Source organism: Companilactobacillus furfuricola (assembly GCF_003946325.1).
GTDB classification, from domain to species: domain Bacteria; phylum Bacillota; class Bacilli; order Lactobacillales; family Lactobacillaceae; genus Companilactobacillus; species Companilactobacillus furfuricola.
In genome coordinates, this window is the sequence record NZ_RHNT01000015.1 from 15,117 (window position 1) to 29,891 (window position 14,775).

The window sequence follows — 14,775 nt, forward strand, 5'->3', positions numbered from 1 at the left end:
AAAAACTTGAACGTTCAAGCTGCAAGGCGTCCCTTACATACTAATAGTATCACATTGATACTATTAATCAAGAATATTTTTCGGATTATTTGATTCTTTTCTGACATAGTATGTGTCGCCCAACACATTAGTATTTACTTTTAAAATTCTTGTACCATCTGGAGCAAATTTCTTAATAAGCCTTGTCTTTGCTCCCCCATAGATTGGAAAATAATCATCTTTAACATCTGCTTTATCTAATGGCTTGAATTCTGCATAACCGGGATTGGTTTCATTCTTTGACCAAAAAATTAATTCAACTTCTTCTCCAGTATCCTGTTTGTAGGCTTTAATTCTGTCACGACGATACAATGAATACAAAAATTCTGATTCATTAGATATCGATTCACGTGATTTAATTTCAAGATACCTATTTAATTTAATTCCATATCCTTCATCGGTATTAAATTTTAAATCAGAATATTTTAATCCCATAATTTCGTATTTTTGAGTTTCGTGATTAAAATAAACGTCTGTTCTCCATGGCTTCAGTGATTTTAAAATAACTTTTTTGTTTTTAGTCTTGTCGTCAGTAATATCAATATGTTCACCTAACTTCTCATCTAAATATTTAAGCTGGCGTATTACTGGCCCATTCCCTTTTTTGGAATACTTTCTTACCTCACCATGACCACGTCTATAAAATTCAAACGGTGACTGTGGATACTCTTTAACATCGCCGTTATCAAGCACTTTCTCTTCAACACAAGGATATTTATCCATAATATCTTCTAATTTTTTGAAGGACTGGGGAGAAAAACGAGATAAGAGAATTTTTGATTTATCTCTGTCATATATCTTTTTGAATCTAGCAAATTCTCGAGGATCATAGATGTTGTTGATCTTAGATACTACATAATCCGCTTCCTCTTTATCATTAGACAATTTAGCCTTTCTTGTCGAATATATTGTTGCATTACTAATTGTTCGATTCATTTTTTTATCGACTTGATATGAGAATTTAACATTTTGTTCTTGGTTCTTTAATTCCTTAAAGAAACCAGCATATGGTTCTTTATATATAGCAGCATCGTATTCCTTATCAGAAATAATTTCTCCAACACTAATATCCAGTTCATTTTCTGAAACTTTTTTTGGAAATAGTGTTGCACCTTTTTTCCAAATCTTTAAAAATGGAGTGGCTGCGATTATTGATGCATCAATTGCATGATGATAGTAACTATCTCTGGACTTGTTTATTTTCCAATGCTTACGCATATTTGATGTGAATTTACCTCTAACGACGGTTACTTTGGTATCAAATTGTTGGTTATTAAAAAAGCTTGTCAATGAATTCAGTACAACACGAGAAGCATATCTAGTATCTACTAAATTTCTTGCCAAAAATCTTTTTCGGGTCTCTATATCATAAATACTTTCTTCAAATAAATAGTTATCAAGTTTCCCTTTTAAACGAGGATTTTTTTCACCATAGATTTCATTTTGTCAAAGCCTTGCCCATAACCCTTATTCAAGAATTCCCATGGCGTCGTTTTCTTTTTAGCCTGATTCATATTTGCGTAACATAATGTTTTATTGTTGATACCATCATCTTCAGAAACCGACTGTGGTATGATATGATCTATCTCGAAATTTAGAGGGTTTATTAATAGGTCTGACGGCTGAATGGCTTTTCCAAGATATACATCAAGTCCATCTTGTTGATACCAAAGACGAACTTTTAAAGTTAAATGCCAATCGTGTGTAACTTTTTCTTTGACCGATTTAGAATTCGAAAATTTGGAGCAGAATTCATCAATAGCTTCTTCTTTTTCTTTCTTGTTTCTTCTCTGAAATTCTTTTAATTGCTTTTTTTGTTCTGCATCATTCTTATCTCTTGGCATTTCAACAACAACATAGTTGATATGCCCGTATTTTTTTATAATTGCATTGACAATCTTTAATCCTTCTCGAACAGACTTTGCAGTTACAGGATTATAAATATTTTCTGCAATTTTTTTGTAAGGTAAATACTTTTGCTCTAAGAATGTTTCGTCAAAATTATGATCCAAGTTCTTCTCCATAATAAGATTCATTTGTTCCACTGGTCTTTTTTCCATATCCGGAATTAATTCCTTCATTAACTTCAACGAAAAGCGATGCCATTTATTGTTGGATTTGATTTTAAAGTTATCTTTCGTATCAATAATTGCATTAATCAAGTTATTATCCATGAAAGAATAGTCTTTTTTCTTTGATTCCAGTTGTTTTCGGATTTCACCAATTTCTGTATTCAAAGTCATTGTATAACTAATATCATCAATAAAATCATTAGTAAGAGTGTCGAAATCAATGCCTTCATCAATAAGACCCTTACGAATCATTCTATAAACATCCATCGTATTAAATATCGGATTTTTATTTTCATCAATGCGATACCCAACTATGTCCTCTGCTTGACATTTTAGAATTTTTTTATGATTTTGATAAGATTAATTTTCTTTGTAGTAGAAGATAATACCGCATTTATTATTTTTTCCTTCTGCTCATAAGTCAGTTTTTGATCTTCATTACTTAATATTCTTAAATTATTTAGATCGTTCAAAAGATTGAAATATTGAGCTGTATAAGAAGCTGCCGGGGCTCTCAATTGATCTTTATATACGCTACACCGTCCAATCAATTCTTCAAATAAATTGTCTAACGTCCGACCATCTTCTTTATAAATACCATAATCTGTCCGCGATTTTTCTGAACCAGGTCCAACAAAATATTCCCGTTTTCGCTGTAGTATTTCTAAATATTTTTCTTCAAAATTCTCAGTAAGACATTCAGGATAGAACTGTCTTTGATTAGCAATTATCCTTTTTGCTTCACTAACAAAATCTTTAGTTGGAAAAACGTTTAGCAAAGTCGTCTTTTTATTGTCTATTTCAATATCAATAGATCCTCGAACCGCTGAATATTTCTTTAATCGTTCTAACTGAATTTCTGCAGGAGTCATTGTTGCTAATTCTTTAGTATTAACTAAAAGCCCATTTTGATAATTGGAGCCCTTTTTGTTAGTCTCTTCATCATCGTTTAGCTCATAACTGATACCTCTTCTTTTAACTATATGATATAGTGCTTCTGCAATTTCCAATTTCGAGATTTTTTTATGGAGACCATCCACTCTAATTTGGTAAGAGTTTTGATTATTGTCAAATGGCTTATAATATTCACTCAAATCGAATTGGTTCAATAAACCACATTTAAAGAATAATTTAGCTGTTTCTTTTCTTCTTTCGGTATTACGACCAGTCAGCCGTCTGCTTCCCCTGAAATCTCGACGTTCACTATTACCTTCAGCAATCGTTGCATTGAATAATCTCACACCTGATTCAAATATTTCCCCAGTGTGAATATCAATAACGCTGTATCCAACCGAAGATACACCCATATCCAATCCTAAACTAATATCACGAGTCATTTTAAAAGCCTCCAATCTCTTTTTCTATACGATACAATGTTTAAAAACAAAAAACTATTAAATATAAAAAAACGAGTGAAAAATTTCACTCGCTTTTTAATATATTAAAAATCTAAACTAGGATCAGCATTGACAGTTAAGTCAGCGAAATCCTTTTTATCGTATTGAATTTGAGCAATAGCACCGATCATCGCAGCATTGTCACCACATAATCTTAGTGGTGGAAAGACTAGTTCGATGTCGTCATTTCTTTTGGCGATCTCTGAGGCCAAACGACTTCTCAAGCCTTGGTTGGCAGCCACTCCACCTGCAACGACCAATTGCTTTACAGGGTGTGTTTTGATAGCTCTGAAGGTCTTGTTAGCCAAGATATCCAAGACCGCTCCTTGAAAACTGGCGGCGAGGTCTTCTTTGCTTAATTCTTCATGAACTTGGTCTGCGTGGTGGACCGTGTTGATGAAGGCACTCTTTAGACCACTGAAACTGAAGTCAAGATTGTCTTCTTGGACCATGGCTCTTGGAAAATTAAAAGTATCCTGACCGATTCCAGCCAGTCGATCGACTTCTTTTCCGGCTGGATAGTTGATCCCTAGGACACGTCCGATTTTATCGTAGGCTTCACCTACAGCGTCATCTCTAGTATCGCCTAGTGTTTCAAACTCCCCTGGAGCTTTGACGTAAACTAGTTCGGTGTGGCCACCTGATACTAGTAAGGCCATGAATGGATATTCTAAGTCAGTTACGAATTTGGCTGAATAAATATGTCCTGCCAAGTGATTGGACTTGATCAGTGGCAAATCGTGTGCAAAAGCTACCGTTTTGGCGGCCATGATACCGATCAAGAGTGACCCTACTAGTCCTGGACCGTAAGTTACAGCTACGGCATCCAGGTCATCGTAGTCGACTTCAGCTTCGTCCATTGCCATCTGAATGCATATGGTAATTTCTTCCACGTGATGTCTGCTGGCTACTTCTGGGACTACTCCGCCGAAACGTTGGTGACTTTTTATTTGTGTCGCAATAATATTTGATAATATTTCCTTACCATTTTTAATGACAGCCACGCTAGTCTCATCACAACTGCTTTCAAAAGACAAGATCAATGTATCTTTTTTCAAAATAATTCCCTCACAACTCAGCCACCATTTCTAATGCGTCATGGTGGTTCCTATAATAATATTTTTTGTGGACTAATCGCGTTTCAAAGCCAAAAGCCTCATACAAGTTGATTGCTGATTTGTTAGTAATATCAACTTCTAAAGACATTCGGTTGTAATCGTATTTTTTACTATAGTCGATCACTTGATTCAACAATAAATGTCCCAGACCAAATTTCTGATATTTAGGCAAAATAGCTAGATTCGTAATATGAGATTCTTTTCCCATATTCATAGCTAAACCAATGAAGGCGACGACTTTTTCATCTTTGACCAGCACTAAATAAAGGGCATTGCGGTTCTTGATCTCGTTAACAACGATATCTTTTGACCAGGGAACTGGCGTCCCGTATATTTGCTCCTGAATGGTCATAAAATCGTCAACATCGGACGATTGAGCTTTTCTTAAGAGCAATTCTGAATCATTGATATTCACTTGTTTATCCGTGAATGGATATTTTTCCTCGTCTTCTTGCGGCCATACGGCTTGCTTAAATTTCTTCCACATAAGAAATATTACCGTCTTCCTTGTGTCCCTTTTTGATCCAATCATGTTCTGCTTGTGTCAAACGCAAGTACGTTGGTACGAATGCATTAATATCCTTAACAGGCTCAGTATTTTCAGCAATTTGCGCCAATTTGACTGAATCGGGCAAACTATCTTTCGTCAAGACAACCGAAGCCTTAGGCATTGCGTCTTGGATCAATTCAGCCAAATGCTCAGAAACGTTAACAAACTCAACTTGTTCCTCAGGATAATTGCCCAATTTTTCAAAAAGCTGATCCATTGCAATATGTTGATCCTCGATAACATTGACCACTTCGCCGGACTTGTCAATGTAAGCACCAGCAAAAGCATTATCGTTACGAGCATCCTCAACAGCCACAATCAGTTTACCATCAGTTCCATTTGCGGCAAGCAAACGCAAACTAGAAATCCCCACCAAAGGCTTAGCCAAAGTAAAAGCCAAAGTCTTAGCAACCGTAACCGCGATCCTGACCCCAGTATAAGAACCAGGACCAGCAGCAACCGCGATCCGATCAATATCAGAAACATTCAAACCAGACTTCTCAAGCGACTCCTGAATATCAGGCAAAAGAGAAACACTATGAGTCTTCTCCTCAGAAGAATCCATACGAGCCAAACACTTACCATCCTCAACAACAGCAACAGTCAATGGTTTATTCGATGTATCAAAAGCTAAAATTTTCATAATTAACACTCATTCCTTAATATAGGTATTCTATCACAAAGAGCGCTCAGGGAGCCGCCCAGCTGGTGAGGATTTAGGGACTGTCGGCACCAAAGGCGCGGCAAAGCCACGCCTGCCGACAGTTGCTAAACCGGAGCCCGCTGCCTCCCTGAGCGCGTTTCCACTATAAAGCGGGCAACGTTTGGTCAAATACCAATAGAAGTTTGGCAACAAAGAAAGAGAAGTTTGGAACCAATAAATTCAATACTATACCCAAACAACAAAGCATTGGCAAAAAAACTTGAAACCGCCCAAAAATCAATCAAATATCATAGTAACAAAAAAAATCGGTCTCAAAAAATCCCAAACCCTACTTCAACACCCAAACCCTCAAATCACAAATTCTCTCAAATACAAAGCTATCTGTCCACTAAAACACATCAACCTTCACCCGACCTAAAAATCAAAAAAAAATAGACCACTAACGGCCTATTTTAGAAAATTTCGAACCGTCGATCCATTTCAGCATGATATACAACAGTCCCGTTTGGTAAACCAACGCAATCGCTTGTTTAGGCAATCTTGCCACTAACATAACGAGATACGGGTTATTAGTCATAATACTTACCCAAAGGGTATTCATTAACGTGTTAACCACCACGGTGATCAATAATATCGTGATAAAAACATTCAACAGCGTAACTTTCCGGCGGTGGAGGACAAATCCAGCGATCAATCCTGACACGACGGCTGAGACAGTGAAGCCCCAGAAGAAATAACTACCATTTGATCCTAAAATAACGTTTGAGATCAAATCGGCAATACCGTTAGCTAACGCTGCTTTGTAAGGACCGAAGTAATATCCCATCAGTCCTATAGCAATAAAGGAAAATCCTACCTTGAGCATGGCACTTCCAAAAGTCAATTTGATCAACACACTCTCCAATGCGATCAACAGTGCCATCCAAGTCAATTCATGGATACTTATTGCGGTGCTACTTTGCTTACTTCTGTTCATTTTGACATCTCCCAACGGAGCTGCCACAAAATATAACTAGAATATGGCGATTAACTATATATGTGGCGAATGCGGAAACAAAACCGCGGAGTCACTCCCCTTTGTCCGGTGTTCACATTCCGTTCCACCAGCACTTAACGCTTTGAATCCTACTCCAAATTTTTAATACCCATCAATAGTAGCACAAGGCAACCCGATAACCTACTGATTTGACTATCGAATTATTTATGTTCCCATTCAAATTTTGCAATAACGTTTAATTCGTCACCGTTCTTGATCCAATGAGTACTCGTCAAGCCATCTAACTTTGAAAAAACTTCTGGCTTGCTGTGAATATTCAGTTCTTTTTCATACTTGATATCCATCGACTTGATCTTGTGACTAGCAATAAATTCAATATCGAGTGAATCGATCATCCAGTAAAAATAATAAGTATTGTTAACGTGACGATTTACATCAATATTGTAATAGCCAATATGTTGCTGATCTTTCGTATCGAATTCTTTAGGTTCACGCAAACGAGCAAAGCGTTTGATCTTGTTAGTTTCCTGCGAACCGAACAGATCTTTCAAATTATCAGCAGCACTAACGATCTTACGTTGTTTAATATCGATGATGACAAAAGCGCTTTGCAAAGTCACCATGCGATTACCAGCTTCATCATCGATCCAAAAATCACGATAGAAAAAGAATTTGTTGTAGCTAGTAGCTCTAGTGCTGACTTTGACTTTTACGCCAACATCGGGCATTTGCTTGATATCCAAGTGGTATTGAGTAACGACCCAGCCCAGACCGCGCTCAACCATGGAAACACTGTCAGCATTCTTTTGCTTAAGTTGATTCTCTGAGGCTAATAGCATTACATCTAACAATGCTGAGATCTTAATATCTCCGGTAAAATTCGACAAGTAAAACGGAAATACTGCGTCTTCTGTATAAACTTCAGCTTGCGTGTCGTCCATATTAATTCTTCCCTTCAATATTGTGGTATAAGTTATAAACTACTTGTTTCTTCAAATCATTTTGGGCAGCGATCTCTTTGATGGCTTTATTAGGCTTATTTCCAGCTTCAATCAGATTATTAACAGCGGCTATAATCTGATCATCAGTCATCGCCTCTACTTGTTCCTGAGGTTTTCCGGCGATGACCAAGACAAATTCTCCCTTAGGGTCATTTTCTGTGTAGAAATCAATTGCTTGTTGAATATTGCCTCTAAAAAAGGCTTCGTGCAGTTTTGTTAGCTCACGAGCTAATGTGATCTGGCGGTCAGGACCGAAGTTATTTAGCACATCAGCTAACGTCTTGAGTACTCGATAAGGCGATTCATAAATGATCGTAGTTTCACTACGATTAGCCAAATCAACTAACGCCTCAGTCCGTTCCTTACCCTTTCTAGGCAAAAAGCCGTAAAAATAAAACGGTTGTGGTTCGATCCCCGATGCGATCAGAGCGGTCGTAGAAGCAGTTGCTCCTGGCAATGGAACGACCGCTATATCGGCTTTGATAGCCGCTTTGACCAATTCCTTTCCAGGATCACTGATCGAGGGCGTTCCGGCGTCGCTGACTTGAGCAATATCGGTCCCAGAATTCATCTTTTCGATCAATTCTGGGATCCTAGAAGCAGTGTTGTGCTCATGAAAGCTGATCAAATCTGTTGGTATTTCAAAATGTTTCAACAAATTCTTTGTATTGCGAGTATCTTCTGCCGCAATTAAATCAACATCTTTCAAAACTTTGACAGCACGAAACGTCATGTCGTCAAGGTTACCGATCGGCGTTGGCACCAAAAAAAGGCAGCCCTTCGAATTGTCAACAAAACTCTTTTGTTCCTCCATTCAAATAGCTCCCTTACTAATGATTTTTCGATCGCTTGCCGTAGATCACATCGAGACAAAACATACAAGGTTCATCATGATGTGATCCGTAAAATTGTTGGCAAACGTGAAATCCTTTTTCATACAATTTCTCAAGATTAAGTCGTGAACTTGGCAAATCATTGGGATCGAAATCCTTTTGGCCTTCGTTGACCTTTTCCAAATGCTTGCGCAAGTTCTTATTCTCGATCTTTAATTCTTCATTTTCTTCTAAACTCTTTGAAAGTTGTTCCTTTAATGATGATAGTTCAGTACTTAAATCGCTTAATTTGTTCGTAATGTCTTCAAATTCACTGTATAAATCATTTTCTGCCATATTAATACCTACTAATTAACATATTTTAATGATAAATCTTCAAGGATGGCCTGAAATGCCACATTGCTTTTCCAAATTCCTTCAGCATGAAAAAGCTCTTCAGAGAAGCGTACGATCGTCTTGATATCCCGATTTGGAAGTAAATCCTCATTTATCAATTTTGTATTTTTGATATGATACCTAATTGATAATATATCACTAAATATTTGATTCATCATGTCAAAAAACAATTGTTGATGATTTTTATTCTCGATCTGCGGCATAATGTCAGTTTGAACGTCGATAAAACTATCAAATTGTCTTTGATCACAGCGCTTCAACCAGGAAATCAACGCTGATTCCATAGCTTGATAGTTATCGCCCGACATCGTCGCTAGATCCTTGATATCGGAAATACTCAAGGCTAATTTGGCAGTATTTTCTTTGTATCCTTCAGCAGCTAAAGTCTGGATCTCATCCGTATTACTCTGATTAGAAAGATGAAAAATCTGCACCCGCGATTGGATCGTGGGCAACATTTGCTTAGAAGAATTGCAAAGCAAAATAATCATCAAATTACCTTCCGGCTCTTCGATCGTCTTCAGCAAATTATTACTAGCAGCACTAGTCATCTTTTGCGCATCATTAATAATCAAAATACGCCGAGATCCTTGAGTAGCAGTCATATTAGCTTCTTTTTTAAAAAATTTAATATCATCCACACCAATACTTTGCTTATCGGTAGTAACTTGCAAAACATCCGGGTTGTCACCCATGGCAATATTCTTGCAAGCTTGACAAGTCTGATCTGGCAATCCATCAACCAAGTTCTCACAAAACTGAGTTTGCGCTAGCCAAAGTGCGATCTGGTTACGAACTTGCGAAGAAGCATCATCGATCAAATAAGCATGGCTAAGCATATTAGCTTGAATGATCTTTTGAAACTCCGAAATAACCTTCGGCTGTTCTTGCGTAATATTTTCCATTATTAAAATCTCACAAATTTATCGACTGGCAAAATAAAGCAAGTTGCCCCACCGACTTGAACTTCCACCGGATCACCAATTCCGCTCTCAGGCAAAACAAATGAAGAAGTAACATATTGAGTCCGAGTGTGACAAGCTTTTTTAATAACCTCAAGAGCAGCATCGATCTGTTCCTCTTCAACACCCATAATAAAAGTCGAGTTACCTGATTTAAGGAAACCACCAGTAGATGGCAAACGAGTAAACCGAAAACCATCTTTGACCAATTTAGATTGAAGTTGTCCACTATCCTTATCTTGGACGATTGCTAAAATTAATTTCATCGTTATCTACCTCCGTTAAAAACATCTGGGAAACGTTTAGTAATTGCATCAATAGCATCCTTCACAACCAATGCCGGTTCTTGATCAGCATCGATTGAAACAATGCGTTTAGGATTATCCTTAACTAGCTGCAAGTAAGTATCATGAACTCGATCATGAAAATCCAAAGAAGCCTTCTCCAAACGATCCATAGCCTCTTGATGATCAGAACGAATCCGAGCCAAACCAACCTCTGGGGTAATATCAAAATAAATTGTCAAATCTGGCAAGTGTCCATCAATAGCAAAATCATTGATCTCACGAACCTCATCAGTACCAATCTCACGTCCACCACCTTGATAAGCAATAGAACTATCAACAAATCGATCCGAAAGCAAAACCTTATCAGCAGCCAAAGAAGGCAAAATAACATCAACCAAATGCTGACGACGAGCAGCAGCATAAAGCAAAGCCTCAGTCCGATCATCCATATCAGCACCATTAACATCCAAAATAATCTTACGGATCTCCTCAGCAATCGGACTACCCCCAGGCTCCCGAGAAACAACAACCTCAGAAGAAGTCAAAGCATCCAAAGCCGGAGCAATCCGATTCAAAGCAGTAGTCTTACCAGCCCCATCGGGACCTTCAAAAGAAATAAAAATACCTGACATAAACAATTCTCCCATTAACTAGTTAATACTAATATATTTTACTTGAAAAAGAGAATAAAGGGAAATATCAAGAGAAGACCAAAAAAGCAAGTTCCTCCTGCACCATTGCGAGAGCGCGAGAGTGCGAGAGAAACGAGCACGCGAGCAAAAAACAAATAAAGTGAGAAAAAATAAAACAAAAGAAATAGGCAAGAGTGCGAGAAACGAGCACGCGAGCAAGAAGCAAAGGCAAGAGAAGAAAATATATATTCACTCTTATCCAACCAACAACTAAAGAAAGATCACAGCGGCAATGTAAGTCAGGAAACAAAATGAGCGGAGCAAAGTCCCGCGAACCGAGAAAAGAGTAAGTAATTCAGAAAGAGAATATATTCAAACAAGAAAAGGAAGCCCCTACTCTCCACCAGAATAGATAAAGCCTGAGATAGACATGTGAGAAATAGGACGAGCAAACAGTGCCAATTTGCACAAAATAAATCGGTAAATCTCAACAAAAGGGGGGATATAGTCTCCATCTAGACGGAGGGGCCCGGGGATACAGCCCTCAGCCGCCAAATTCCTCTTGGCGACGAAGGAGCTTAGAGGAAGACTCGTATTTGAGATTGTTCGGGCGAACTTCCCGAATAAGCTCAAATCGACGTCGGCAGCGTTCCAGTGGCTGTATCCCCGGGCCCCGGAGTCGGCATTGAACGTAGCAACCAAAATACTACCTCCACACCCCAACCACCAAACAAACTAACAGACTTCCATCAAAGCAAAACGCCTCTGTCTGCCATAGCTCACTTACATCTATAAAAAAAAGACCGATTCATCAAGAATCAGTCCATCCACCTACCAATGCTTCTCAGCATCATTAGGTTGGCTCAAAAAAGTATCTTCTTCACCAAAAATAATATTAGTAGTCTCACGAGCCTTAGTATTCCGACGACGAGCCTCCAAATACAAAAACTGATACTTAACCATCTCAAGCTTCAACTTAATCCGGGTCTCATCAGAAACCTCCAATGAGTTATCAACCAGCTTCTGCATATTATTAGCACGTTCCTGGATCTCACTAATATCATCCAGCAAACGATTATCTTCGATTTTCTTCACGTTAACTTTTTTTCTAAAAAACATGATCAAATCTCCCTACGTCCTAAAACTGCACTCTTCAGAGTCATCTCATCAGCATATTCAATATCTGACCCAACAGCCAACCCACGAGCAGGACGAGTAACCTTGATCCCAGCAGGCTTGACTAATTTAGCCAAATATTGCGCCGTAGCTTCACCATCCGGCGTAGCATTAGTTGCGATAATCAATTCCTTAACATCCTTGTTCTCGCGTAAACGATTCAACAGTAACTTGATATTGAGGTTCTCGGGACCAACACCATCAACAGGCGACAAAACACCACCTAAGACGTGATAAAGACCATTATAAGCATTCATATCATCGATCGATAAAATATCTTTCGGCTGCTCCACAACTAAAATCGTCGATTGATCACGATTCTTATCGCGGCAGATCGAACAAATGTCATCAGTCGTAATATTCCCGCAGATCTTACAAGAATGAATATCTTCTTTAGCAGACATCAAATTATCAGAAAATTCTTTGACATCTTCTTTATCCATACTCAAAGTGTAAAAAGCCATTCTCGTAGCCGTCTTACGACCGATCCCGGGTAGCAGCATATAACTATCGATCAATTTCGTAATTGGTTCTGGATAATTCATCCTACATCATTCCATTCATACCACTTAAACCGCCGGCATATTGACCAAGCTTGTTCTTTTGATCTTCCATCATCTTATCATTAGCATCATTCAAAGCCATGATCACCATATCTTGCAATGTGTCTGGATCATCTGGATCGATCAATTTTTCTGCGATCTTAAGGTCTGTGATCTTTCTTTCGCCGTTCATTTTAACGGTTACAAGATCTCCAGCTGCCTTGCCAACGTATTCAGCGTTTTTAAGTTCATTTTGTGCTTCTTGTACTTGTTGTTGCATCTTTTGAGCTTGGCGCATTAAGTCTGCCATATTTCCGCCCATATTTCCAAAACTTGGTCCCTTACTCATAATCTAGTTCCTCCTAGTCGTTTTTGATATCAACATTATCTTCACCAAACAAGTTTACTGCTTCATCAACTGCTTTGTCCGATTTTGTTGCCTCTGGTTTAGATTTTACATCGTTATTCTTATCTAAATCAATGTTATTGGTAATATATTCTTTTCTAATTACTGGCCACTGTTCTTTCGGCACCATGACAATCTGGCAGTCTTTCTTCAAAAGCTTGCTGACGTCGGCAGTCAGTGAATCTAATAAATCTTGATCTTCTTGAGCTTGTTCAAACCACATGGGGTAATCAAAAGCCATCACGATACCATCAGGACTAGCAGCAACAGGTTCAGAAACTTTCATCATTGCCCTTTGAGTAACGGATAACATGTTCATCACATCCGGCCAAATATCTTTTGCACTGTTTAGATCGCCTTTAGTCGCATTTCCTAAAACATTGTAAATCGCTGTCTTATTCAAATGTGTCTTCTGAGCTTTGTGCTTAGGTTTAGCCTTTTCAGTTGGACGACTGGCGACACCATTAGCTGAAAGATTTTTGATCTCCGACTTAAGTTTAGAAACTTCATCGCTCAAACGGTCAACTTGCACGTTGTCGACGGGAGTTTGCTGACTAGCTGATTCCGAATCGGAAGCTGTCTCTGTTTGGATCTGTGGTTCACTGATCTTGACGGTCAAGATCTCCATATAAACATCAGTTTGATTGGAATTCTTGAGGTTCTTTTGCGTACTGCTAACTTGATCAACGATGTAAAAAAGTCGCTCGTTATCAAACTTGTTAGCGATCGCAAGCATTTCTTGATTCATGATCGTCGAATCCATATTGTCAGACAGATCACTATTTGAGTTGTACAAGATCATATTCCGACAAACGCGAATGATCATTTCCGTAAACCTAACAGCAGAACGTCCGCTAGCTAAAATATTGTACAAACTAGTTAACGCATCAGCTGGATTATTATCGGCCACAGCAGTCATATAAGATACAATTTGCTCATTACTCAAAGCCCCAGTGACTTCTTGAGCATTGTTCAAAGTTAACTTGTCATTACCGAAAGATAAAGCTTGATCCAAAATACTCAAGGCGTCACGCATCCCACCTTCAGCAGAAGCAGCGATGATATTTAATGCTTCTTCGTCATATTCGATCTGCTTATCGTTTAAGATCAATTCCATCCGATCCAAAATATCTTGACGAGAGATCCGTCGAAAAGTAAAGCTTTGCGTTCTGGAAATAATCGTAGCTGGAATCTTTTGTGGTTCGGTCGTTGCTAAAATGAACATCACATTTGCTGGAGGTTCTTCCAAAGTCTTGAGTAAGGCATTGAAGGCTCCTTGAGAGAGCATGTGAACTTCATCGATTATATAAACTTTGAATTTAGCTTCAGTTGGAGCGTATTTGACTTTATCGCGGATGTCACGGATCTCCTCGACACCGTTGTTGGAAGCAGCATCAATCTCGATGACATCGTTCAATCGATTCTCGTTAGCTGCCTGACAAATCTCGCATTCATTGCAAGGTTCACCATCTTGAGGATTCAAACAGTTAACTGCTTTGGCTAAGATCTTCGCACAGGAAGTCTTACCGGTCCCTCGTGGTCCACTAAATAAATAGGCATGGCTGGTCATATTACTTGCCACAGCGTTTCTCAATGTCTGTGTGATCACGTCTTGACCCACTACATCAGCAAAGGTCTGCGGGCGCCATACCCGATATAATGCTTGATATGCCATACTTTCTCCTAACTGTTTAATAGTAATG

Annotated in this window: 17 protein-coding genes and 1 riboswitch; all 17 genes read right to left on the reverse strand. The window is 38.4% G+C overall.

What is annotated here, in order from left to right; all coding sequences use genetic code 11:
- Positions 1-63 precede the first annotated feature (63 nt).
- Positions 64-1,476, reverse strand: a complete 1,413-nt coding sequence (gene cas9 / locus EKM78_RS13075) for a type II CRISPR RNA-guided endonuclease Cas9 (protein ID WP_342768438.1) — start codon at positions 1,474-1,476, stop codon at positions 64-66.
- Positions 1,449-2,450, reverse strand: a complete 1,002-nt coding sequence (cas9, locus tag EKM78_RS13270; protein WP_342768439.1) for a type II CRISPR RNA-guided endonuclease Cas9 — start codon at positions 2,448-2,450, stop codon at positions 1,449-1,451. Before cas9 (EKM78_RS13270) ends, cas9 (EKM78_RS13075) begins: the two co-directional genes overlap by 28 nt.
- Positions 2,444-3,448, reverse strand: coding sequence for a type II CRISPR RNA-guided endonuclease Cas9 (gene cas9 / locus EKM78_RS13275; protein ID WP_281273598.1), 1,005 nt, complete (start codon positions 3,446-3,448; stop codon positions 2,444-2,446). The genes cas9 (EKM78_RS13270) and cas9 (EKM78_RS13275) overlap by 7 nt, the downstream gene beginning before the upstream one ends.
- Positions 3,449-3,552: 104 nt before the next feature.
- Complete coding sequence (gene tsaD, locus EKM78_RS05970) at positions 3,553-4,566, reverse strand: tRNA (adenosine(37)-N6)-threonylcarbamoyltransferase complex transferase subunit TsaD (protein WP_125770365.1); 1,014 nt, start codon at positions 4,564-4,566, stop codon at positions 3,553-3,555.
- 10 nt (positions 4,567-4,576) lie between these two features.
- Positions 4,577-5,113, reverse strand: coding sequence for a ribosomal protein S18-alanine N-acetyltransferase (rimI, locus tag EKM78_RS05975; protein WP_125770367.1), 537 nt, complete (start codon positions 5,111-5,113; stop codon positions 4,577-4,579).
- Positions 5,097-5,819 carry a tRNA (adenosine(37)-N6)-threonylcarbamoyltransferase complex dimerization subunit type 1 TsaB gene (tsaB, locus tag EKM78_RS05980; protein ID WP_125770369.1) on the reverse strand — a complete coding sequence of 241 codons (723 nt, stop codon included), beginning with the start codon at positions 5,817-5,819 and terminating at the stop codon, positions 5,097-5,099. Before tsaB ends, rimI begins: the two co-directional genes overlap by 17 nt.
- A 460-nt stretch (positions 5,820-6,279) precedes the next feature.
- Positions 6,280-6,816 (reverse strand): folate family ECF transporter S component, encoded by a 537-nt coding sequence (locus tag EKM78_RS05985; RefSeq protein ID WP_125770371.1) that lies wholly within the window; start codon positions 6,814-6,816, stop codon positions 6,280-6,282.
- A 61-nt stretch (positions 6,817-6,877) separates the two neighbouring features.
- A riboswitch (THF riboswitch) is annotated at positions 6,878-6,975 on the reverse strand.
- Positions 6,976-7,037: 62 nt separating this feature from the next.
- Entirely contained in the window at positions 7,038-7,778 is a 741-nt protein-coding gene (locus EKM78_RS05990) for an acyl-[acyl-carrier-protein] thioesterase (protein ID WP_125770373.1), read from the reverse strand.
- A 1-nt stretch (position 7,779) separates the two neighbouring features.
- Positions 7,780-8,652, reverse strand: a complete 873-nt coding sequence (gene rsmI, locus EKM78_RS05995; RefSeq protein ID WP_125770375.1) for a 16S rRNA (cytidine(1402)-2'-O)-methyltransferase — start codon at positions 8,650-8,652, stop codon at positions 7,780-7,782.
- Between the two features lie 16 nt (positions 8,653-8,668).
- Positions 8,669-9,007, reverse strand: a complete 339-nt coding sequence (locus EKM78_RS06000; RefSeq protein WP_125770377.1) for an initiation-control protein YabA — start codon at positions 9,005-9,007, stop codon at positions 8,669-8,671.
- An 11-nt stretch (positions 9,008-9,018) separates the two neighbouring features.
- Complete coding sequence (locus EKM78_RS06005) at positions 9,019-9,972, reverse strand: DNA polymerase III subunit delta' (RefSeq protein WP_125770379.1); 954 nt, start codon at positions 9,970-9,972, stop codon at positions 9,019-9,021.
- 2 nt (positions 9,973-9,974) lie between these two features.
- The gene (locus EKM78_RS06010) at positions 9,975-10,295 is read right to left on the reverse strand and encodes a cyclic-di-AMP receptor (RefSeq protein WP_125707140.1); all 321 of its coding nucleotides are present in this window, start codon (positions 10,293-10,295) and stop codon (positions 9,975-9,977) included.
- Positions 10,296-10,297: 2 nt separating this feature from the next.
- The gene (gene tmk, locus EKM78_RS06015; protein WP_125770381.1) at positions 10,298-10,948 is read right to left on the reverse strand and encodes a dTMP kinase; all 651 of its coding nucleotides are present in this window, start codon (positions 10,946-10,948) and stop codon (positions 10,298-10,300) included.
- 831 nt (positions 10,949-11,779) lie between these two features.
- Complete coding sequence (locus EKM78_RS06020) at positions 11,780-12,067, reverse strand: YaaL family protein (RefSeq protein ID WP_125770383.1); 288 nt, start codon at positions 12,065-12,067, stop codon at positions 11,780-11,782.
- 2 nt (positions 12,068-12,069) lie between these two features.
- On the reverse strand, positions 12,070-12,669 hold the full coding sequence (gene recR / locus EKM78_RS06025; RefSeq protein ID WP_125770385.1) for a recombination mediator RecR: 600 nt from the start codon (positions 12,667-12,669) through the stop codon (positions 12,070-12,072).
- Position 12,670: 1 nt separating this feature from the next.
- On the reverse strand, positions 12,671-13,015 hold the full coding sequence (locus tag EKM78_RS06030; RefSeq protein WP_125770387.1) for a YbaB/EbfC family nucleoid-associated protein: 345 nt from the start codon (positions 13,013-13,015) through the stop codon (positions 12,671-12,673).
- 13 nt (positions 13,016-13,028) lie between these two features.
- Entirely contained in the window at positions 13,029-14,747 is a 1,719-nt protein-coding gene (dnaX, locus tag EKM78_RS06035; RefSeq protein ID WP_125770389.1) for a DNA polymerase III subunit gamma/tau, read from the reverse strand.
- Positions 14,748-14,775 lie beyond the last annotated feature (28 nt).

What these genes read in the sequence shown, in the direction of transcription:
- EKM78_RS06010 (WP_125707140.1), bottom strand. Translation starts at nt 10,295, where the DNA reads ATGAAATTAATTTTAGCAATCGTCCAAGATAAGGATAGTGGACAACTT.
- EKM78_RS05990 (WP_125770373.1), bottom strand. Translation starts at nt 7,778, where the DNA reads ATGGACGACACGCAAGCTGAAGTTTATACAGAAGACGCAGTATTTCCG.
- EKM78_RS06000 (WP_125770377.1), bottom strand. Translation starts at nt 9,007, where the DNA reads ATGGCAGAAAATGATTTATACAGTGAATTTGAAGACATTACGAACAAA.
- EKM78_RS06030 (WP_125770387.1), bottom strand. Translation starts at nt 13,015, where the DNA reads ATGAGTAAGGGACCAAGTTTTGGAAATATGGGCGGAAATATGGCAGAC.
- rsmI (WP_125770375.1), bottom strand. Translation starts at nt 8,652, where the DNA reads ATGGAGGAACAAAAGAGTTTTGTTGACAATTCGAAGGGCTGCCTTTTT.
- tmk (WP_125770381.1), bottom strand. Translation starts at nt 10,948, where the DNA reads ATGTCAGGTATTTTTATTTCTTTTGAAGGTCCCGATGGGGCTGGTAAG.
- recR (WP_125770385.1), bottom strand. Translation starts at nt 12,669, where the DNA reads ATGAATTATCCAGAACCAATTACGAAATTGATCGATAGTTATATGCTG.
- cas9 (WP_281273598.1), bottom strand. Translation starts at nt 3,448, where the DNA reads ATGACTCGTGATATTAGTTTAGGATTGGATATGGGTGTATCTTCGGTT.
- EKM78_RS06020 (WP_125770383.1), bottom strand. Translation starts at nt 12,067, where the DNA reads ATGTTTTTTAGAAAAAAAGTTAACGTGAAGAAAATCGAAGATAATCGT.
- EKM78_RS06005 (WP_125770379.1), bottom strand. Translation starts at nt 9,972, where the DNA reads ATGGAAAATATTACGCAAGAACAGCCGAAGGTTATTTCGGAGTTTCAA.
- EKM78_RS05985 (WP_125770371.1), bottom strand. Translation starts at nt 6,816, where the DNA reads ATGAACAGAAGTAAGCAAAGTAGCACCGCAATAAGTATCCATGAATTG.
- rimI (WP_125770367.1), bottom strand. Translation starts at nt 5,113, where the DNA reads ATGTGGAAGAAATTTAAGCAAGCCGTATGGCCGCAAGAAGACGAGGAA.
- dnaX (WP_125770389.1), bottom strand. Translation starts at nt 14,747, where the DNA reads ATGGCATATCAAGCATTATATCGGGTATGGCGCCCGCAGACCTTTGCT.
- tsaB (WP_125770369.1), bottom strand. Translation starts at nt 5,819, where the DNA reads ATGAAAATTTTAGCTTTTGATACATCGAATAAACCATTGACTGTTGCT.